General features: G+C 61.1%; 20 protein-coding genes and 2 pseudogenes. 12 read left to right on the top strand and 10 right to left on the bottom strand.

Features of this window, described 5'->3' with window-relative positions; translation table 11 throughout:
* Positions 1 to 102: 102 nt before the first annotated feature.
* Positions 103 to 711 (top strand): TetR family transcriptional regulator, encoded by a 609-nt coding sequence (locus L9B60_RS29360; protein ID WP_249674661.1) that lies wholly within the window; start codon positions 103 to 105, stop codon positions 709 to 711.
* Positions 712 to 743: 32 nt separating this feature from the next.
* Here the strand turns inward: L9B60_RS29360 and L9B60_RS29355 are convergent, their stop codons facing one another.
* Both L9B60_RS29355 and L9B60_RS29350 read right to left on the bottom strand, forming a co-directional pair.
* Positions 744 to 1,169, bottom strand: coding sequence for a hypothetical protein (locus L9B60_RS29355; RefSeq protein ID WP_249674659.1), 426 nt, complete (start codon positions 1,167 to 1,169; stop codon positions 744 to 746).
* A gap of 108 nt (positions 1,170 to 1,277) precedes the next feature.
* Positions 1,278 to 1,925 carry a TetR/AcrR family transcriptional regulator gene (locus L9B60_RS29350; protein ID WP_249674658.1) on the bottom strand — a complete coding sequence of 216 codons (648 nt, stop codon included), beginning with the start codon at positions 1,923 to 1,925 and terminating at the stop codon, positions 1,278 to 1,280.
* 193 nt (positions 1,926 to 2,118) lie between these two features.
* Here L9B60_RS29350 and L9B60_RS30530 point away from each other — a divergent pair, with 193 nt between their 5' ends.
* The 5 genes from L9B60_RS30530 to guaB all read left to right on the top strand — a co-directional run bounded on the left by L9B60_RS30530 (position 2,119) and on the right by guaB (position 8,533).
* On the top strand, positions 2,119 to 2,316 hold the full coding sequence (locus tag L9B60_RS30530) for a GntR family transcriptional regulator (RefSeq protein ID WP_283780546.1): 198 nt from the start codon (positions 2,119 to 2,121) through the stop codon (positions 2,314 to 2,316).
* A gap of 117 nt (positions 2,317 to 2,433) precedes the next feature.
* Positions 2,434 to 3,603 carry a siderophore-interacting protein gene (locus L9B60_RS29340; RefSeq protein ID WP_249674657.1) on the top strand — a complete coding sequence of 390 codons (1,170 nt, stop codon included), beginning with the start codon at positions 2,434 to 2,436 and terminating at the stop codon, positions 3,601 to 3,603.
* Positions 3,604 to 3,636: 33 nt separating this feature from the next.
* Positions 3,637 to 5,820: a TonB-dependent siderophore receptor gene (locus L9B60_RS29335; RefSeq protein WP_249674655.1), complete on the top strand. Its 2,184-nt coding sequence runs from the start codon at positions 3,637 to 3,639 to the stop codon at positions 5,818 to 5,820.
* A 4-nt stretch (positions 5,821 to 5,824) separates the two neighbouring features.
* Positions 5,825 to 7,048 carry an MFS transporter gene (locus L9B60_RS29330; protein WP_249674654.1) on the top strand — a complete coding sequence of 408 codons (1,224 nt, stop codon included), beginning with the start codon at positions 5,825 to 5,827 and terminating at the stop codon, positions 7,046 to 7,048.
* 27 nt (positions 7,049 to 7,075) lie between these two features.
* Positions 7,076 to 8,533, top strand: a complete 1,458-nt coding sequence (gene guaB / locus L9B60_RS29325; RefSeq protein ID WP_249674653.1) for an IMP dehydrogenase — start codon at positions 7,076 to 7,078, stop codon at positions 8,531 to 8,533.
* A gap of 402 nt (positions 8,534 to 8,935) precedes the next feature.
* Here guaB and L9B60_RS29320 read toward each other — a convergent pair whose 3' ends face one another.
* Positions 8,936 to 9,637 carry a FadR/GntR family transcriptional regulator gene (locus L9B60_RS29320; RefSeq protein WP_249680218.1) on the bottom strand — a complete coding sequence of 234 codons (702 nt, stop codon included), beginning with the start codon at positions 9,635 to 9,637 and terminating at the stop codon, positions 8,936 to 8,938.
* Positions 9,638 to 9,802: 165 nt separating this feature from the next.
* Between L9B60_RS29320 and L9B60_RS29315 the strand changes: the two genes are divergently transcribed.
* From L9B60_RS29315 to L9B60_RS29300, 4 genes are all read left to right on the top strand, one after another.
* On the top strand, positions 9,803 to 10,684 hold the full coding sequence (locus L9B60_RS29315) for a fumarylacetoacetate hydrolase family protein (RefSeq protein WP_249674652.1): 882 nt from the start codon (positions 9,803 to 9,805) through the stop codon (positions 10,682 to 10,684).
* Positions 10,681 to 11,466, top strand: a complete 786-nt coding sequence (locus tag L9B60_RS29310) for an alpha/beta fold hydrolase (protein ID WP_249674650.1) — start codon at positions 10,681 to 10,683, stop codon at positions 11,464 to 11,466. The genes L9B60_RS29315 and L9B60_RS29310 overlap by 4 nt, the downstream gene beginning before the upstream one ends.
* A 136-nt stretch (positions 11,467 to 11,602) precedes the next feature.
* Positions 11,603 to 12,931, top strand: a complete 1,329-nt coding sequence (locus tag L9B60_RS29305; RefSeq protein ID WP_249674649.1) for a metal-dependent hydrolase family protein — start codon at positions 11,603 to 11,605, stop codon at positions 12,929 to 12,931.
* Between the two features lie 158 nt (positions 12,932 to 13,089).
* Entirely contained in the window at positions 13,090 to 13,851 is a 762-nt protein-coding gene (locus L9B60_RS29300; protein ID WP_249674645.1) for a hypothetical protein, read from the top strand.
* Between the two features lie 4 nt (positions 13,852 to 13,855).
* Here L9B60_RS29300 and L9B60_RS29295 read toward each other — a convergent pair whose 3' ends face one another.
* The 4 genes from L9B60_RS29295 to L9B60_RS29280 all read right to left on the bottom strand — a co-directional run bounded on the left by L9B60_RS29295 (position 13,856) and on the right by L9B60_RS29280 (position 16,581).
* A complete protein-coding gene (locus L9B60_RS29295) occupies positions 13,856 to 14,605 on the bottom strand; it encodes a FadR/GntR family transcriptional regulator (protein WP_249674644.1) in 750 nt (249 codons plus the stop codon).
* A gap of 69 nt (positions 14,606 to 14,674) precedes the next feature.
* A complete protein-coding gene (locus tag L9B60_RS29290; protein ID WP_249674643.1) occupies positions 14,675 to 15,049 on the bottom strand; it encodes a FolB domain-containing protein in 375 nt (124 codons plus the stop codon).
* Between the two features lie 4 nt (positions 15,050 to 15,053).
* Positions 15,054 to 15,599 carry a GTP cyclohydrolase I FolE gene (gene folE, locus L9B60_RS29285; protein WP_438866162.1) on the bottom strand — a complete coding sequence of 182 codons (546 nt, stop codon included), beginning with the start codon at positions 15,597 to 15,599 and terminating at the stop codon, positions 15,054 to 15,056.
* Between the two features lie 100 nt (positions 15,600 to 15,699).
* Positions 15,700 to 16,581 carry a LysR family transcriptional regulator gene (locus tag L9B60_RS29280; RefSeq protein ID WP_249674640.1) on the bottom strand — a complete coding sequence of 294 codons (882 nt, stop codon included), beginning with the start codon at positions 16,579 to 16,581 and terminating at the stop codon, positions 15,700 to 15,702.
* Between the two features lie 103 nt (positions 16,582 to 16,684).
* Here L9B60_RS29280 and L9B60_RS29275 point away from each other — a divergent pair, with 103 nt between their 5' ends.
* Together L9B60_RS29275 and L9B60_RS29270 are read left to right on the top strand one after the other, a co-directional pair.
* Positions 16,685 to 17,863 (top strand): MFS transporter, encoded by a 1,179-nt coding sequence (locus L9B60_RS29275; protein ID WP_249674639.1) that lies wholly within the window; start codon positions 16,685 to 16,687, stop codon positions 17,861 to 17,863.
* A 36-nt stretch (positions 17,864 to 17,899) separates the two neighbouring features.
* Positions 17,900 to 18,616 carry an SDR family oxidoreductase gene (locus L9B60_RS29270; RefSeq protein WP_249674637.1) on the top strand — a complete coding sequence of 239 codons (717 nt, stop codon included), beginning with the start codon at positions 17,900 to 17,902 and terminating at the stop codon, positions 18,614 to 18,616.
* 29 nt (positions 18,617 to 18,645) lie between these two features.
* Here the strand turns inward: L9B60_RS29270 and L9B60_RS30525 are convergent, their stop codons facing one another.
* The 3 genes and pseudogenes from L9B60_RS30525 to L9B60_RS29260 all read right to left on the bottom strand — a co-directional run.
* The gene (locus L9B60_RS30525) at positions 18,646 to 18,768 is read right to left on the bottom strand and encodes a hypothetical protein (protein WP_283780545.1); all 123 of its coding nucleotides are present in this window, start codon (positions 18,766 to 18,768) and stop codon (positions 18,646 to 18,648) included.
* A 58-nt stretch (positions 18,769 to 18,826) separates the two neighbouring features.
* Positions 18,827 to 19,075, bottom strand: a pseudogene (locus L9B60_RS30520) (methyl-accepting chemotaxis protein); the annotation flags it as partial.
* Positions 19,076 to 19,468: pseudogene (locus tag L9B60_RS29260) on the bottom strand (PAS domain-containing protein); the annotation flags it as partial.
* Positions 19,469 to 19,693: the final 225 nt, after the last annotated feature.

Raw genomic sequence — 19,693 nt, 5'->3', positions numbered from 1 at the left:
AGAAATGTTCTTAAATATGCTCTTCCACGGTGTGGTCAGTCGTCGCAGGCCGCCTTTCGCACCGCCAGATAGGCGCTTCAAGACCCAGAGAGAATGTTTGAAATGGCTAGACGATCCGCTGAAGACACCGCGATCACCCGGCAAAATGTGCTGGATGCGGCGCTGTCGGTATTTGCCGAGTCGGGGTGCTCCGGGGCAACGCTGGAAATGATTGCGTGCCGGGCCGGGGTCAGTCGCGGCGCGGTGTATTGGCACTTCAAAGGGCGAGCGGCGTTGCTTGCAGAACTGCTGGAGGCCCAGCGCTTGCCGATGGAGGTATTTGAGTCCGAAGGGCTTGACCTGGGGCTGGCAATTGATCGGCTGCAGGTCGCGGTGCAGGCAACCCTTCGCGACCCTGATGCACGGCGGCTGTGCGAATTGCTGTTACACAAGAGCGAACGCACCCAAGAGGGTTGCCTGGTGTCATTGCGCCTGGAAAAAGTCCAGGTCAGGTTCGGCCGGCAGGTGGAAAACATGTTGCTGCTGGCCGCGGAGCGCGGGCAGCTTGTAGCGGGTATCGAAATACCCGCAACGCTTCACTTTCTCAAAATCAGCTTCATGGGCCTGATGTTTGAATGCCTGCGGGCGCCTGCCAAGCACAAGCAGCACCTGGAAGCCACCATGGACTGGTTGCGGACCACCCTGGTCGCAAAGGCTGGCGCTGGCGTGTAGGCCGCGGCCAGAGCGCCGTGTAAGGCACTTGCTCAGGCTTGTGGGTAATCGGCAATACGGTCCGGGTGCTGCCTGACGCTGTCGATCAACTGGGCGGTTGCCTGCGAGGCGGCCTCGAAGGATTCCACCGCGCAGTAGCGCACGCCAAACCCTCGGGAGCGTTTGGCCATGTCGTCAAAGTGGGCGGCACGTACTTCGCCAGACGGCACCACGGCGACCATGGCGGCGCAACGGCCGGCCAGCAACGCGCGTTTTTTCTTGAACCATACGCCACGGGTACGAAAATCCTCGGCAGTCTCGTTCAGGGCGTCAGGCTCGAACGCCACGACAAACAGCCGGCCACTGTCGAGCAAGGCATCCATCTCGCGGTTCCATAACTCGGCATAGCCGGGTGGGCAGCGCGCAGAGATCAGCGCAACGAACGGGAAGTCAGACACGTCATGCAGGTAGTAATCCACAAAATCTCCTAGAAGCTTCGGCTTCGACAAGGCGACGATGGATAGATCCTAACATCCCATATTTAAATCTGTCGATGAGAAATATTCTCAGTTGACCGATGCCGAGTTTCAGCGGCGATAAAACCCCAGGAAGATCGCGACCGCCTGTTGCACCACTTGCTCGGCTTTGGCAGGGGTGAGGGCGGTGCTGTCGCCCATCACGCGCACCCAGAGCACGGTTTCGTCGATCATGCCCAGAAACTGCTGGGCGGCAAGGTCGGGATCGGTAATGGCCAAAGTGCCGCGGCGGCCCAGTTCGGCGATGTAATTGCGCACGGCGCTCACGGCGGGCGTCTTGCCCACTTCAAAGAAGCGCCGGGTGAGCGCTGGGAAGCGGGGCCCTTCGGCAATCACCATGCGCAAAAAATCCACGGCCAAGGGCGGCGACCAGAACTCGGCTACGCCACGGCCAATCTTCAGCAAGCCGGCTTGCGGGTCTGCCAGGGCGGATTCGTCGCTGGCAATCTCCATGACCGGAAAGGCCCGCCACATGCGTTCGGCGACCGCGCCGAACAATGACTCCTTGCCCTCTGGAAAGCGGTTGTACAGGGTTTGCCTGGCCACCCCGGCAGCCTTGGCAATCAACTCCATGCTGCTGCCTTCGAAGCCGTGCTGGATGAACATACGCCCAGCGGCGGCCAGAATAGCGTCCTGCTTGGAGGGGCTATTGCCAGGCGAAAGCAGTTCATCGAACAGCGACGGTGCGGCGGTGGGCATAGGCGAATGAAGACTCTGGGAGGGTGATGGACTCAAGGGTCTATTTTCTCTGATTATGGGCCTCTTTACCATTGCTACCCTGTAGAGGAGGGAGACTTGGCGGTTTTATACCTTTAAGAATCAATCTCATTGCGTCGACAAACATGGGATGTTAGGATCGTCCCATGTCGTCACCACCGTGCGGTCAACCTTCATGCAATTGATCAATGTTTCGCCCCCCTCGCAGCGCTCCTGCGTCGCTTCGACCATCGATGCCACTCGTGCGCAAATCAGCGACCGTAGTTGGAAAAGCGGTGACCGCCTGCCCAGTGAAAGTGCGTTGGTGGAGCAGTTCGGCGGCGCGCGCTACACCGTGCGCGACGCGCTCCGCTTCCTGGTCAATTGGCGATGAAGTGGGGGCGGCCAGCGCGGCCCACGCGATGCTGCCGCCGATGATCGACAGCCTTTCACGCCTGCAGCTGCAACGCAGCAGGGCGTCCTCTCACCCTGCCACTTTGTGGGTATGAACATGAGCCGAGTGATTTTCTCCATCAACCAGTGTTCCCCGGTCGAACAACGCCTGCTGCGCGCCTTGCGAGCGATGAACTGGAACGACAATTGGCCGGCGCAGGCCGGATTTTTTCTTGAGGAGATGGGCTTCGGCTCCTCTCAGGTGTTCGCCTTCAACAGCCTGATAGAAACCATCATGCAAGCCGACCCTGGCTTTGATCTGCTCGGCCCGCTGTCACCCTTCGTGTCGCGCGACGAACTGAATCTGCTGGCCGCGTTGGGCAACGCCTCGCGCAAAGCCAGCAATGCGCTGCCGGATGTCGAGGATGGCTTGCCCGCCGTACTCAAAAGCCTGGTAGACACCTGCGGTACCGCGCTGCGCCGCGCAGGCTTGCCGATGAAAACCCGCGCCACCTTGCAAAATGGCAAGGCGCTGCCGCCCATGACGTCCAAGATCCTGCCATTTCAAGGCGAAAGCTCCATGCGCCGGGTCAAGGTGCTTGCGCTTCATGCGCCCACGCCGCGCGTACGCCGCATCGTGTTGGGAGGCTACTCGTTGAAAAGCTTTGCGGTGGATCTGCCAGCCCAGTGGATCAAGGTGTTTTTGCCAGGCCCAACGGAGCAGCAGATTGGCCGGGCATTCACGATTCGTGATTTTGATACGGTCAAGAAAGAGCTGACCTTTGATATTGCCCTGCATGAAGGTGGCCCGATGTCTGACTGGGCGCTACGGGCACAGGTGGGCGATGAGCTACAGATCGCCGGGCCGCGCGGCGGCTTCAAGGGCGTGGACGAAAAATCGTGGCTGCTGCTGGCCTGTGACGACACCGGCTTGCCGGCGATCGCCGCGATTGTCTGCCAACTGCCGGCGCACTTGCAGGTGCAGGTGTTCATTGAAGTGGCGGACGAGACCGAACGGCAGTTCCTGGCCGTGCAACCCCGGGTGAAGGTGCGCTGGATTTACCGCAACGGTTCGGCCGACCAACCTGCCGAGACGTTGGCCGAAGTGCTGCGCTACAGCCCGTTGCCGGTACGCAGCGGCGACGCCTGGATTGCCGCCGAAGCCAGCACCATTCGCGCCATCCGCACCCAACTGCTGCGTGATCGCGGGTTTGAGTTGGGCCGGGTGCACGCTGCTGGCTATTGGAAGCGGGGTGAGCAAGACCACCGCGACCTGGCGGCCGGCTAACCCTTTTACTTCACCCCTTCACGGAACCTACACATGGATAACCGGTGCACGACCATCGGCGGACTTTCGTTCGCGCTCGTTCTGGGTTCACCCTTGGCGTTGGCCGAACAAGGCGGCAGCAGCACGGCGCCGGCGACATTGGTGCTTGAGGACGTGCAGATCCAGGGCTCTGCGCAAACACCGACGTCCACGGTGGACGGGGTGGTGGCCACGCGCTCTGCAACCGGTAGCAAGACCGATACCGATATGGCCAAGGTACCCCAGAGTATTTCGGTGGTGGGCCGCACGCAGATGGACCAGCAAAATGCGCAGACCGTTGCCCAGGCGCTGAAATACACCCCGGGGGTGTTCGCCGACGCGCGGGCCGACGGGTTGTTCGATGGCTTGTTTATCCGCGGCTTCGGTGGTTTTGGCGGCCTGGCCAATTTTTCCAAACTGCTCGACGGTTTGCCGCTGCAATCGGGGCAATACCTGGCGACACCGGCAGTCGACGCCTACCTGTTGGAGCGCGTCGACGTGCTCAAGGGCCCGGCGTCGGTACTGTATGGCCAGGCCAGCCCCGGCGGGGTGGTCAACATGGTCAGCAAGCGCCCCACCGACACCCCCCTGCATGAAGTCCAGGTACAGGCCGGTAGCCGTGGCGAAAAACAGGTGGCGGCGGACTTCTCCGGTCCGCTGGACGAGGAGGGCGTGTGGAGCTACCGCCTGACCGGCATGAGCCGGCGCGCCGACACGCAGATCGACCACACCGAAGAGCAGCGCGTGGCGATCGCCCCGAGCCTGACCTGGCGGCCGAATGACGACACCTCTTTAACCCTGCTGGCCAGCTATCAAAAGGACCCCTCCAGTTACTACACCGGTTGGGTACCGGCCCAGGGTTCGGTGCTGGGCAGTTCAAGCGGCAAGATATCCCGGCACTTCAACCCCGGCGAACCCTCGGTGGACGCCTATGATCGCGAACAGACCCTGTTCGGCTACCAGTTCGAGCATCGCTTCAACGACACCTGGACGTTTCGCCAGAACACTCGTTACATGGACCTGAACGCTGAATACAAAGGGTACATGGTCAACTACACCAACCCATATTCGGCAACCACCGGCGAGCTCAATCGCCTGGCCGACCACAGCATCGAGAAACAGCAAAGTTTTAGTGTCGATAACCAGTTGCAGAGCCAGTTCGCGACCGGCGCACTGCAACACACCTTGCTGCTGGGCCTTGAATACGACGAGGCCAAGTCAAGCATGCGCTTTGGCCGCTCGTATGACGTGGCAGGCATCAACTACCTGAGCCCGGTGTACGCCAGCAGCCCCGGCCTGCCGGCCCTGAGCAGCCATACCGTGCAAAAGCCCCAGCAAACCGGGCTGTACCTGCAGGACCAGATGGAATTAGGTAAATGGACCTTCCTGGCTGGGCTGCGACAGGATTGGGCCAAGACCCGCACCGAAGACAAGGTGGCTGGCAGCCACGGCTCGCAGAAGGATCAAGACCTGACGGGCCGGCTGGGCGTGGTATATGCGTTCGACAACGGCCTGTCGCCTTACGCCAGTTACTCAACCTCTTTCGAGCCGGTGGTGGGCACCGATGCTCAGGGCCAGGCGTTCAAGCCCACCAAAGGCGAGCAGTACGAAGTGGGTGTGAAGTACCAGCCGGTTGGTTGGGACAGTTTCATTACGCTGTCGGCGTTCCAGATCAAGCAAAAGGATGTGCGTACCACCGACCCGGACAATGCTTTTTACTACGTGCAAACCGGTGAAGTGCGCATACGCGGTGCGGAGCTTGAAGGGCACGCCAACCTGACGGAGCAGTTGAGCCTGGTCGCTGGGTATTCGGTACTCGACCCTGAGGTGACCAAGGACACTACCAAGGCCAATGAAGGCAATCGGCCGGTGTCGGTGCCGCTCAGCCAGGCTTCAGCCTGGTTGGACTACGCCTTTGGCGGGGCGCTGGACGGTGTCAGCGCAGGCATCGGTGTGCGGCACATCGGCAAGTCCTACGGCGACACCAGCAATGACCTGTCGGTGGACGCCTACACCTTGGTCGACGCTGCGCTGCGCTACGACCTGCAGAAAGCCGCGCCGGTGCTCAGGGGCTGGTCGGTAGCCGTCAACGTCGACAACCTCAACGATAAACATTACGTGGCCTCGTGCTTCTCGGCAGGCGGCTGTTTTTATGGTCAGGAGCGCACCGCCGTGGCGAGTCTCAAGTATGCCTGGTGAGCGCATGTTAACGACCCCGGGTGCCGACCCCCATCAAGCGTTGCGCTCGGCCTGGGTGTTGTTTGCCATTGGCGTGCTGTACGTGTCTTTTGGGGTGTGTTTCGGCTTGCTGGAGTACGGCATTCCACCCATCCTCATGTCCCGCGGCGTCGATCTTGCCTCCATGGGCTGGGTGATTGCGCTGTACATTCCGTTCGGGCTGACCTTCCTGTGGGCCCCTGTGATCGACGGCAAACGCCTGCCATGGCTAAGCCAGCGCATCGGCTGGATCGCCGCCTCTCAGTGTGTCAGCTCGCTGTTGCTGCTGGTGGTGGCGTTTGGCGAGGGGCTGCCGGCGATCGGCCTGTTTGCCCTGGGCCTGGCCATCTGCTTTGCCGTGGCGACCATGGACCTGGCCTTGGACGCTTTGGCGGTGGACATCATTGGCGCGCACTTTCGTGCACTGGCTGCCGGCTTGAAAGTCGCCGCGTTGGCACTGGGCGGGTTGATCGGCGGTGGCGTGCTGGTCGCGCGTTTCGACAGCCTGGGCTGGACCGGCACCTTTGTGCTGACCGCCGGTTTACCACTGTTGACGCTGCTCCCGGTGCTGGCCCTGACCCGGGCCGATCACCCTCGGCAGGCCCAATCTCTGCGGCCGAGCATCTGGGTCACCTTGCGCCGGCCGGGAGCCATGCGCCAGATCGCGTTGCTGTCACTGACCACCAGCGCGACCATCTCACTGGTGTATTTCCAGCGTCCGATCCTGGTGCAGATGGGCGTGCCCCTGGCGCAGATCGGCTGGGGCCTGGGCACGCTGGCGCCACTGGTCAATACCGTTGCGGCGGTGCTCACCGCTCCGGCGCTGACACTGATGGCGCCACTCAAGTCGCTGGCCTTGTTGGTGCTGCTGTCAGCCATTGCTGCTGGCGGCACGGTGTTCGGGCTGGCCAAGGGGCTATCCGATGGGGTGATGTTGTGGGCCTTGATACAGGGCGCGGCCAGCAGTGCGCTGTCGGTGATCATCTACAGCCTGATCCTCAAGTGGTCGGCCAGGGAACAGTCGGCCACGGACTACGCGGTGCTGTGCGGCAGCAGCCGAATGCTCACCACCCTGATCCTGATGGCGGTCGCGCCAGCACTGGCGTACTTCAGTTGGGGCGTGTTCTACGCCCTGTGCGTCGTCGTGCTGGCCCTGTTGGCCTTTCTTATCCGCCGCGAAGTACAAGGCCTCGATGAGGCCCTGCCATGAATCCTGAAACCCCTGCGAGTGCTGACCATGAAGATTAAACAAGATGTACTGGCCTTCGACGATGTGTTGCTGGTGCCGGGGTATTCCGATGTGTTGCCCAAGGACGTCGACCTGACCACGCAACTGACTCGCCATATCAGCTTGAACGTGCCCCTGATGGCGGCGGCCATGGACACCGTGACCGAATCGCGCCTGGCCATTGCCCTGGCGCAGGAAGGTGGCATTGGCATCATTCACAAGAACATGACCATTGCCCAACAGGCGTACGAGGTGGTCAAGGTCAAGCGATACGAGTCCGGAATTGTTCGCGACCCCCTGACGGTGGCCGCCGAGCAAAGCATTCGTGCAGTGATGGAGCTTGCCAGGGAGTATCGGATATCCGGTTTCCCCGTGGTGAATGAAGACAATCAACTGGTGGGCATCATCACTAACCGCGACCTGCGGTTTGCCACGCAGATCGACTTGCCAGTGTCCACGCTCATGACCCCCAAGAGCCAGTTGGTCACCGTGCAAGACGGCGCGAACATGGCCCAGGCCAAGGCCTTGATGCACCAGCATCGGTTGGAGCGGGTCTTGGTGGTGGATGCACAGTTCAGACTGACCGGTCTGGTCACCGCCAAAGACATGCACAAGTCCATTGAACACCCTTTGGCGTGCCGCGATAGCATGGGGCGCTTGCGTGTAGGCGCCGCCGTGGGCGTGGGCGCCGAGACCGAGGAGCGTATCGATGCGCTGATCAAGGCTGGTGTGGACGTGCTGGTGGTCGACACGGCCCACGGCCATTCACGCGGGGTGATCGAGCGGGTGCGCTGGATCAAGCAACACTTCCCGCAGGCCCAGGTGATTGCTGGCAACATCGCCACGCCCGAGGCCGCGCTGGCCTTGGTCGAGGCGGGGGCCGATGCGGTGAAGGTAGGCATTGGCCCGGGGTCGATCTGCACCACGCGGGTGGTGACCGGCGTGGGTGTGCTGCAAATCTCGGCCGTGGCCAATATCGCCGAAGTACTGCGCGGCAGCGGCGTGCCGTTGATTGCCGACGGGGGCATTCGTTATTCCGGTGACATTGCCAAGGCCCTCGCAGCCGGTGCCCACACCGTGATGCTGGGAGGCTTGTTTGCCGGCACCGAGGAAGCGCCGGGCGAAACCGAGCTGTTCCAAGGCCGCAGCTACAAGAGCTACCGTGGCATGGGCTCATTGGGTGCCATGCAGCAGGGCTCCAAGGACCGCTACTTCCAAGACAACCAAAGCAGTGACAAGCTGGTGCCAGAAGGCATCGAAGGGCGGGTACCCTACAAGGGGCCGCTGGTGGCGATCGTGCATCAGTTGTTGGGTGGCGTGCGTTCGGCGATGGGCTACACCGGCTGCGCAACGGTCGCGCAGATGCATGACAAGGCAGAGTTCGTGCGCATTACCGGGGCGGGGCTGCAAGAGTCGCATGTGCACGACGTGCAAATCACCAAGGAAGCGCCCAACTACGCAGGTTAATGGCCAGAAAAACCACGGTGTTCTGTTCGCGGATAAATCCGCTCCTACAGGGGTTATGCGATCGTCTGTAGGCGCGGATTCATCCGCGAAGCAGGCGCCATGGAGTATCAGAAGAACCACGGTGTGCTGTTCGCGGATAAATCCGCTCCTACAGGGGTTATGCGATCGTCTGTAGGCGCGGATTCATCCGCGAAGCAGGCGCCATGGAATATCAGAAAAACCACGGCGTGCTGTTCGCGGATAAATCCGCTCCTACAGGGGTTATGCGATCGTCTGTAGGCGCGGATTCATCCGCGAAGCAGGCGCCATGGAGTATCAGAAAAACCACGGCGTGCTGTTCGCGGATAAATCCGCTCCTACAGGGTAACGCCGCCTTTTTACATCTGCGGCCGGGTCGCCGTGTTAGTTACGGCCAAACAGGTTGCGCTGCACCTGCAACAAATGCCCCTCGATCAACTCCCGCCCCAGCCGCTCATCACGATCACGCAAGGCGCTGACAATGGCCCGGTGCTGCTCTTCGTACTGGGTGCGCCGCTCCGGTGTCAGGGAGTTTTTTTTCAACCGGCCCCATTCGCCTTCCTCGCGCACCAGGGTGGTCAACTCCAGAATCTTCAGGAAGAAGCTGTTGTGGGTTGCCTCGGCGAACGCCTGGTGCAAGGCGCCGTCCCAGTGTTCGAAATCCTCGATGGTGGTTGCCGCTTCCGAACGGGTGATGCATTCATCCATGCGCTCGAAGTCCGCCGCCGTGGCGTACCGCACGATCAGGGACGGCATCTGCGTTTCAATCAGTAGCCGCGCCTCCATCAGTTCGGCGGGGCTGGTCTGGATTTTCGACGGCGCAGGCGGTTGGACGGCTGGGATCAAGCTGCCAATGTTGTCGGACACAAAAGTGCCACTGCCGACAGTCTGGGTAATCAGGCCCATTTCCTTGAGGTTGGACAGTACCCTGCGCACCGAACCGCGCGAGGCCTGGAAGGATTCGCTCAACTCCCGTTCGGCGGGCAGCTTGTGGCCCGCCGCAAGCCGGCCACTTTCGATCTCTTCCACCAGGTATTTGGCCAGGCTGCGCGCGCCATCGGCACGTACGGACTTTTGGGCCACCATCTCGCTCAACGTAAGGACCTTCGCTTTGTAGGGTTAAACAACGTCATGGGGTGGAAGATATACCAATTGGTCTTACGTTGCAAAAAAGTGGTTGCAATGGTTCTTTTATGGTCCTATATTCGGCTTCAGTTGAACCAAAGTTAGACCTTAAGAGGACCAATAACAATGAAATTCGCAACCATCGAAAACACTGCCGGTGAACTGTCCGTGGTACTCGTGAACAGTGAAACCGAACGATTTTGGCCGGTTTCCGAGCTGATCTCCGGCTTCAAGGGTGACATGAACCAATTGGTTCTTGAATGGGCAACCCTGAAGTCCGACCTGGTACCGCACGGTGAAGGGACCGCCCTGGAAAGCGTGACCCTCAAGGCCCCGATCCTGCCACGCCGCAACCTGTTCTGTGTGGGCAAGAACTACCATGAACACGCTGCCGAGTTCAGCAAGTCTGGTTTCGACCACAGTGCCAAGGAAGGCGAGATCGCCCCTGAGTTTCCAGTGGTGTTCACCAAGACCCCAGACACCGTGATCGCCACCAACGACAAAATCCCGCGCCACGCCGATGTGACCAGCCAGCTGGACTATGAAGCAGAATTTGCCGTGATCATCGGCAAGGGGGGGCGCGGTATCGCCAAGGCCGATGCCTATGGCCACGTTTTTGGCTACACCATCGTCAACGACATGACGGCCCGTGACCTACAGAAAAACCACCGCCAGTGGTTCCTCGGCAAATCGTTGGATGGCTTCTGCCCGATGGGCCCATGGATTGCCACGGCCGATGAAGTGGACGTGGAAGACGCAACTATCCAGTGCTGGGTCAATGGCGAGCTGCGCCAGAACTCCAACATCGGCCAACTGATTTTCGACATCCCGACCCTGATCGAAACGATCTCGGCTGGTATCGAGCTCAAGCCCGGCGATGTGATCGTGACCGGCACGCCAGTGGGCGTGGGCATCGGCTTTACCCCGCCGCGCTTCCTGCAAAGTGGTGATGTGGTGCGCATCGAAGTCGCCGGCATTGGCGCACTGGAAAACGAGGTGGCCGAGTGACTACGCAGATTCTCAACGGCATCGCCGTCGAGGTCTCGGGGGAGGGTAGCCCGCTCCTGTGTATTCACGGCCTCGGCGGTTCATCAAACACCTGGACACCGGTACTGCCAGCCTTCGAAGGCTTTCAAGTGATCCGTTTCGATTTGCCTGGCAGCGCCCGCTCGCCCTTGGGCAGCACGGCGCTGTCGATCGATGTGTATGTGCAGGCGGTAGAGCAGGTGCTGGAAGCCTTGAATGTCGACCGGGTGCACGTCGTGGCGCATTCGATGGGCACGATCGTGGCGGCGCATTTTGCCGCCAGGCACCCGGACCGGGTCAACAGCCTGGTGCTATTTGGTCCCTTGCAGGCACCCCCCGACGCAGGCCGTGCCGGTATCCAGGCCCGCGCCGAGTCAGCGCTGAGCGGTGGCTTGCCAGCCCTGCAAGAGATCGCCGATGCGATCGTGAAGGGGGCGACCAGCCAGCAGACCAAGGATCAGCAACCGGCCGTACTGGCATTGGTGCGCGAAGCCATCATGCGCCAGACCCCAGAAGGTTATGGCCAGAGTTGCGCGGCACTGGCAAAGGCTCAGCCGGCAGATGCAGGGGCCATTCAAGCGCCGGTATTGCTGGTGACCGGTGACCAGGATGGCGTTGCTCCCGCCGCCAACGTGCAGGCTTACGCCGACCGTCTGGCCGATGCCCGGGTGGTGGTCTTTGAAGGGTGTGGCCACTGGACTACCTTTGAAAAACCCCAGGCGTGCGTAAGCGAGCTGAAGGCTTTTTACAGCGCATTGAAATGACCTTTGTGGCTGGCAGCGTCCTGCCGATGTTGGCCAGCCACTTTTTTATGATTGGAGTGTTTTTCAACTAAACCCAGCACCAAGCCTGTGCCCAGCACCAAGCCTGTGCAACCCAGACAGACTGCGGAGAATACAGATGCATAACAATAAGATTGCATTCACGAACGTCACTATTTTCGATGCCGGCGGCGACAAGCCTTTCAAAGGCAGCGTGCTGGTGGAGAACAACCGCATCACCCGGATCTTGCGCGGCACCGCCAAGCTGCATGACCTGGATGCGCAAACCGTGGACGGCAAAGGCGCGTTCATGATGCCCGGCATGACCGAGGCCCACACGCACTTTTCCTGGAACGACCAACCCTCGCTGTCAGCCATTCAGATGATGCCACCCGAGGAGCATATCCTGTGGTGCGTGGGCGTTGCCAAGCGTTACCTGGACATGGGCTGGACCTCCTGCATCGGCGCCGCTGCCGCCAAGGCGCGGCTGGACGTGGTGTTGCGCAACGCGATCAACGCCGGGCAATTTCCCGGCCCCCGCTACCTGGCCGGTAGCCAGGAAGTCACCACCATCGGCGCGCTGGGCGACAATACCCTGCCGCACCTGCCGTTCCCCGAACTCAACTTTGGCGCCCTGTGCTGTGGCCCCGAAGAGATTCGCAAAACCGTACGCACCTTTATCAAGTACGGCGTGGACCATCTTAAAATCAATCTTTCTGGCGAATACATTGCCGGCATCGCGGCCGAAACCTCGCCCTTCGCGGAGGAGGAGATCGCCATGCTGGTGTCCGAGGCCAAGCGTTTCGGCAAGCGCGTTGCCGCCCATGCGCGGTCGGCCGAGTCGGTCAAACAGTGCGTGCGCTATGGCATTGAAATGATCTACCACGCAAGCTTTGCCGATGAAGAGGCACTGGACATGCTGGAGGCCAACAAGGAGAAGCATTTTGTTGCCCCCGGCCTTGCCTGGCTGATCCGCACCACCTACAACGCCTCTGAATACGGCATTACCCCGCAAATCGCCGAGAAAATGGGCTACAAGCGCGAGCTGGAAGCGGCCTGCGAAACCCTGCAGAAAATGCACAAGCGCGGTATCCGCGTGTTGCCCGGCGGGGACTATGGTTTTGCCTGGATGCCCCACGGCACCAACGCCATGGACCTTGAGTACTTCACCACCTACCTGGGCATGACCAACATGGAAGCGTTGGTGGCGGCAACCCGTTATGGCGGCCAGATCATGCAACAGGGCACGGAGCTGGGGCAAATCAAGGAGGGCTACCTGGCCGACCTGATGCTGGTTACCGGCAACCCACTGGCCGACATCCGCGTATTGCAGGACCCGGACAAGATCGCCCTGGTGATGAAGGACGGGGTCATTCATAAAAGCTCGTTGCAGGTGCAACCGCCACGCGCTGTCATCCATCGCATCCCTGGCCACCACCACAAGGTGGCGCGGGCCGCGCATCACTAAGCATTCAGGGGCGCCGCAAGGCGCCCTTTTTCCAACGATCTGATTCAACCTGCCGCTGACCCAATGTCGGCGGTACGCCCTGCTGTTGCCTGGCGTTTGCGCACCCGCGCAAGCGATGAAAACGTGCGTCTTGATAAAAACAACAAACGAGATATGCCATGAATAAAATGCTGTTGTCCGCCGCTGTCATGAGCAGCGTTGCCACCCCTTGCCTGGCCGATGACTTCAATATCAACGTGGTCAGCGTGATGCACACCAACCAGTCCAAGGCCGACCCGATCCTGGGTACCGGTACCACCGACAAAGACCTGACCACCTACCAGTTCGAGCACTTCAGTACGTTCAAGTACGGTGATATCTACCTGGATGCCGAGCTTTACCAAGGCGACGACGTGGGTGGGGAGGGCGCCGGTTCGTTCGGCTCCAAAACCGATTCGCAAAACCTGCTGGTGGCCAACCCGCGCCTGAGCCTGAGCAAGATGACCGGCAAGTCTTTCGCTTATGGGCCCATCAGCGACGTGTCATTGATCGCCCGTTGGGAACGGGCCAGCTACGCGGACTTCCGGTCGCGCAACTATGGGCTGTCGCTGAACTTCAATGTACCTGGGTTCAACTATTTTGAGTCGGGCTTGCTGCGCCGTAACACCAACTACAACAGCGCCAACTGGTTATGGCGCTCGTACCTGATCTCCAAACCCTGGGAGATCGCTGGCCAGCAGTTCAACTTCACGCTGCTGTCGTTGATCAACGGCACCGACCATAACGGTACCGAATACTTCACTCGGCCCGAAGTGCTGTGGCATGTCGACAAGGCGGGGGCGTTTCAGTTGGGGGTGCGGGTGGAGACGCATCATTATGAGATTCAGGGTGAGCGCTATGAGCGCATCTCCCCGAATATCATTTTCAAGTGGTTTCTTTGAACCATTATTTCCAGAACGTCGCGCCGATGCGGTTCATGAACTTGGCGTTGCCACGGCGTGAGCCCAGCAGTTCATCGAGCTTCTCGATCAGCGGGTTAAGCATGTTGCGCGCTGCCAGCGCAGCGGCTTCTTCATCACCGGCCACAATGGCTTGGACGATGGCCACGTGGTCTTGCAAGCTGGGTTCGGGCAACTCGACGTCGGAGAAAATACTCTTGGTATGGCTGTGGATCGAGGCGTTGAAATAAGCGTACAGGGCCTGCAAAGCGTCGTTGTGCGAGGCCGTGGCGATCGCGACATGGAAGTTGCGATCACGCTCCAGAAAGCCATCCAGGTCACCGTCTACCGAATATTCGCCGCGGTTTACCAGGGCTTTTTCAAGGCGGGTGATGTCTTGGGCGGTGCGCCTGCGCGCGGCAAAGCGCGCCGCTTCGGACTCCAACAGGCACTGCAATTCAATATGATCGCGCAGCCCTGAGCGGTTGAGCTTGTTCACCGTTTCGGCCGGGTCCAGTTCGCGGCGCACGTAGGTGCCGTCACCCTGGCGCACCTCCAGCATGCCGGAGTGGGACAGTACCCGGATGGCTTCACGGATGGTGTTTCGGCCCACTTGGAACTGCTCCACCAGTTCGGCTTCCTTGGGGATGCATTCGCCCACTTTCCACACACGCTTGTCGATCAGGCCGCGAATGGCATCGATGGTCGATTCAACCAGCGAACGGCGCTGGACAGGGGTATTGACCGGGTTTTCCATGGTTCGATTGATTCCTGATAAGCGATAGATCCGCAGATCCCATGTTTGCCAGTATACCCGAGTCGCTCGTCAGCTTCTGCGTGCGGTCAGGCTGACGGCCACCGACTCGGTAAAGCGCAGGGCCAGCAGGCGTTCGACTTTGATGCGGGCAAAGCGGATGGCGTGAAAATCCATCACCTTGTTCAGCAGCTCCTGGGCCAGCCGCTCCAGCAGGGCAAAGCGTTCGTTCTCGACGTGGGGCATCAGCGCATCGACCACGCGCTGGTAGTCCACGGCGGCATCCACATCGTTGTTGGCGATAGCTTGCCCGGCGTCGTACACCAGGCTCAGGCTGATGCGCAGTTCCTGTTTATAACGCATTTCATCTTCATGCACGCCGATGTAGCCGCGCATGCTCAGGTTGTTGATTTCAAGCCTGGCCAGGCTTGAGATGAGTGTTGGCATGGCTTCAGCTCCGACGAATCAATTGGAGGAACTCTTGGCGCACGGTGCTCGATGACCGAAACGAGCCGAGCATCACCGAGGTCATCATCTGCGAGTTCTGTTTCTCGACGCCGCGCATCATCATGCACATGTGCTGGGCTTCGATCACCACGCCCACGCCGGCCGCGCCGGTGACGTCACGAACGGCCTCGGCGATTTGCTGGGTCAGGTTTTCCTGGATCTGCAGGCGGCGGGCATACATGTCGACGATGCGCGCGACTTTGGACAGCCCCAGCACCTTGCCTGTGGGGATGTACGCCACGTGAGCCTTGCCAATGAATGGCAGCAAGTGATGCTCGCACAACGAATACAGCTCAATGTCCCGCACGATAATCATCTCATCGCTGGCGGCGCTGAACAGTGCACCATTGACCAGGGTGTCCAGGTTTTGCTGGTACCCGCGGCACAGGTAGCGCATCGCCTTGGCGGCGCGCTGGGGTGTATCGAGCAATCCTTCGCGGTCCGGGTATTCCCCAAGGGCTTCCAATACCCCTTTAAAGTGGTGGTGCAGAGGATCGTTCACGACGGTTGTCCTGACAGGATGCGAAGGGTTAATAGATCCTAACATCCCATGTTTTATGGTGCAATGAAGGCGCGTCTTGCTTGGCGCCCTAGGCCAGGCGCTGCGTCAGAAAATCCGCCAGGGCACGCACCCGTGCGGGGATGTAGCGGGTAGGGGGGAACACCAGGTAAAACGCGAACTCATCCCCCGAGTCCCATTGCGGGAACAGCGTCACCAGGTCGCCGCGTTCAAGCTCTGGCGTGCCGTAGTAACTGGGTACCTGGATGATGCCCAGGCCTCGGCTGGCGGCGGCGACCAAGGCCAGGCCGTTGTCGCTGCCCAGGCGCCCGCCCGGCAGCAGGTGGTGGCTCAGCGCGCCTTTTTTGAAATGCCACGCTCGGCCTAGCAACGATAAACACTGTTCTGGCTGAAGGGCCCTTGGGTCATTGAGGGGGCCCAGGCGTTCCAATAAGCGAGGGGCAATCAGGGTGCGCCCGGGGAAGGTGATCAAGCGCTTGGCGATCAGGTTCGAATCCACCAGCGGGCCCAGGCGAATGCTAAGGTCCACGCCTTCACTCACCAGGTCGACATTGCGGGCGATCACATTGATGAACAGCTGAATGCGCGGGAAGGCCTCGGCAAATTCGGCCAGCAGGGGCAGCAGCGTGGTTTCGGCAAAATGCCCGGCCAGGCTGACCTTGATGCTGCCTTTGAGCTCGGAACGGCCCAGGCGCACTTCATCGTGAGCCTCCTCCAACCCGTCCAACAAGGCGCGGCATTGCTTGTAGAACTGTTGGCCGGCCTCGTTCAGCACGCACCCCCGCGCGGTGCGCTGCAGCAGTTGCTGTTCCAGGCGGCGTTCCAGCGCTCCCACCTTGCGGCTGGTGTTCGCCACAGAGGTATCGAGCAATTTGGCCGCCGCGCTGAAGCTACCGGTTTGCGCCGTGGCGACAAATTCGGGGATGCCATCAAGTAGGTTTAGCTTTGCCATGGTGTAAGACTGGTTCTCTTTTTAGGGTCTACTTGTGCGATTTAGGTAAGCATACTCTTGTTCCCAGTCAAGCCAAACGCAGTTGTCTGGCCGGGAGAATCGTATGCCATTTGTTATTTATGCCTGTGCACTGTGTGCCTTTGCCCTGGGCCTCAGTGAGTTCGTGGTCATTGGCCTGGCGCCGGTGATGAGCGCGGATTTTTCCGCGAGCGCAGCGCAGGTCGGTCAAACCGTCACCTTGTATGCACTGGGCGTGACCTTGGGCGGGGCCTTCCTGACGGCCTTGAGTGCAGGCCTTTCACGCAAGCACCTGCTGGTCGGTACGCTGTCTGTGTTTGCCATCGCACACGTGGCGATGTACCTGGCGCCTACCCTGCAGGTGGTCAGCTTCGCCCGCTTGATTGCCGGCATGACCCATGGGGTGTTTCTAGCCGTTGCCGCCAGCACTGCGGCGCAATTGGTTGATAGCCGCAAGTCGGGCGGCGCCGTGGCCATGGTGTTCAGCGGGCTGACCATCGCCCTGGTGGCGGGCGTGCCATTGGGTGCCTATCTGGGCGTGCAGGTTGGCTGGCGCCTGGTGCTGCTGGCGGTCGCCGTCGCCGCATTGATTGGCGTGGCCTTGCTGGCCCGCAGCGTGCCTTATGACAAACCCAGCGGGCAGTCGGTGTCGTTGGCAGCCTGGTTGAAGGTGGTCACCCACCGGGCGTTGCTTGGGGTGGTGGGCGTGACGGTACTGACGTACACCGCGGTGTTTACCGTTTACACCTACATCGCAGCCTTCCTGACCCAGGTCACGGGAATGGCCGACGCTTGGGTGAGCATCGCGTTGCTGGTGTTCGGCGCTGCAGCCATTGCAGGCAACCTGCTGGGTGGGGCGCTGCGTGACCGAATCGGCTCGATCTCGGCTTCGCTGTGCGTCGCGCTGGTACTGATCGCAACGCTACTGGCGCTGACCGGCCTGTCACATTCAGCCCTGGCCATGACCGTCATCGTCGCTGCCCTGGGCATCGTCGCCTTCGCCGCCGTGTCGGTGTTCCAGTCACGCATTATCGAGGTCGCGCAGGCCGTGGCCCCCCAAAGTGGTGACATCGCTTCGGGCTTGAATATCGCCGGCTTCAATTTGGGCATTGTGCTGGGCTCGCTGGGGGGTGGCTGGGTCATTGATCACCTGGGCCTGAGCTACCTGGGCATTGTCGCCGCGCTCATCTCGGCAGTGGCGCTAGCGGTGCTGCTGGTGCAGCGCGCAAGCGCCGCCCGTAGCGCCCCGCTGGAAAACGCATAACGGGCCTGGCCCATTCAATCGCAAGTGGAGAAACCTATGACTTACCAAGGCAAAAAAGTTGTGATCCTCGGTGGCGGGTCCGGTATGGGCCTGGCATTGGCGCAAAAGATAGTGAACCTGGGAGGCCACGTGGTGATTGCCGGGCGCAACGAAGCCAAATTGCAGGCCGTGGCCGATCGGCTTGGCGCGGCAGTCAGCGTGGCGGCCTTCGACCTGGGCGATGAAGCCGCGGTGAAGCAGGCCTTCGAGCGCATCGGTGGGTTTGATCACCTGGTCAGCACCGCCGCAGAGCTGACCTTCGCGCCGGTGCTGGAACTGACCACTGCGCAGGTTCAAGCGATGCTGGTGTCGAAATTCTGGGGGCCATTCTATGCCGCCAAATATGCTGCGCCGCACCTGGCGAAAACTGGCTCCATCACGTTTTTCTCGGGCCTTGCAGCTTATCGCCCGGCCCCGGGCGCCTCGATCGTGGCCTCGTTGAACGCCGCGCTGGAAGGCTTTGCCATGACCTTGGCCTTGGAACTGAAGCCGGTGCGGGTGAACGTCGTATCCCCAGGCGTGGTCGATACGCCCACTTGGGCCTTCCTTGGCGCCAGCGATCGGCAGGGCTTGTTCGACAGCGTGGCGGCAGGCTTGCCGGTCGGCCGGGTAGGGCAGGCCGATGAACTGGCCGATGCGGCGTTGGCGATGATGGGCAATGGGTTCATCAACGCTACGGTGCTGCATGTCGATGGGGGCGGGCGGGTGGCCTGAAGGTTCAGTCAGTCGTCCAGGTGTCAGCCTCATACCCCCGCGCTGCGGGCGTGGTTGGCACCCACTTCGAGGTGTATATCGATCAAGGGACGTTCGCCAAAGCGGCGCAGGTTGGCGTGGATGAGTTGGTACGGCGCATCGTAGTGGTACACGTCGCGGTCGTCGGGACTGTTTGCGCCAGGCTGAACGGCGCCGGCGTTAGTGTCGATTCTGCAGCATGCTTTCGATCTGCCCGACCGAGTCCTGCGTGCGCCGCGCGAGGTTGCGCACCTCATCGGCAACCACCGCGAACCCGCGGCCCTGGTCACCGGCGCGGGCGGCTTCGATGGCCGCGTTGAGGGCCAGCAGGTTGGTTTGCTCGGCGACGCTTTTGATCACGCTGGCGACTTGGGCGATGTTGGCGTAGGTTTCCCGCATGCCGGACTGCTCGCGGTCGCGCAGGTCGATGGCGGTGCGTTCGTCGCTGATGTCGCGCACCGCGCCAATCACCCGCACCAGCACACCCTTGTCGTTGTACAGGCAGCGCCCGCGCTCGCGGAACCACAGGTGGCCGCGAGTCTTGTGGCGCATGCGGTACTCGATCATGTAGGGCTCGGGGTTGCCGGCAGTGGTCAGGTGATCGCCCAATGCCTTGAGGGCGCGAGCCTTGTCGTCGGGGTGGATAACGCCCAGGAAGCTGTCCCAGTCGTTGGCGAAATCGGCGGCCGTGTAGCCGATCAAGGTACGGAACTGATCCGACCAGGTGATGACGTTGTCCACGTGATTGGCATCGCCGTGATACACCTGCAAGTCCCAGCAGCCTTCGGTGAGCGTGCGTTGGGTGAGGGCCCAGACGTTCACCTCGGCCTGCATTTGCGCCAGTTGGGCGCCAAGGCCATGGTGCTCATCGGCGCTGCGCCGCAGCTGCTCGTTGAGGGCGGCCAGGTCGTTGTCACGCTGCGCCAATTGCGCCTGTAGCTGCGCAAATTGTTGAGCGCTACAAGGCGGCGGGGGCGTGGCGCGCACGTCGCGCTCAAGTGCCTCCAGCTGGTGCAAACGCTGCGACACTTGCGCCAGCAGGTCGGGTAGCTCAGGGAA

Origin of the sequence: Pseudomonas abieticivorans, assembly GCF_023509015.1 — a bacterium.
GTDB lineage: Bacteria > Pseudomonadota > Gammaproteobacteria > Pseudomonadales > Pseudomonadaceae > Aquipseudomonas > Aquipseudomonas abieticivorans.
Note: the sequence above shows the minus strand (reverse complement) of the source record. Positions and strands in the feature narration are given on the sequence as shown.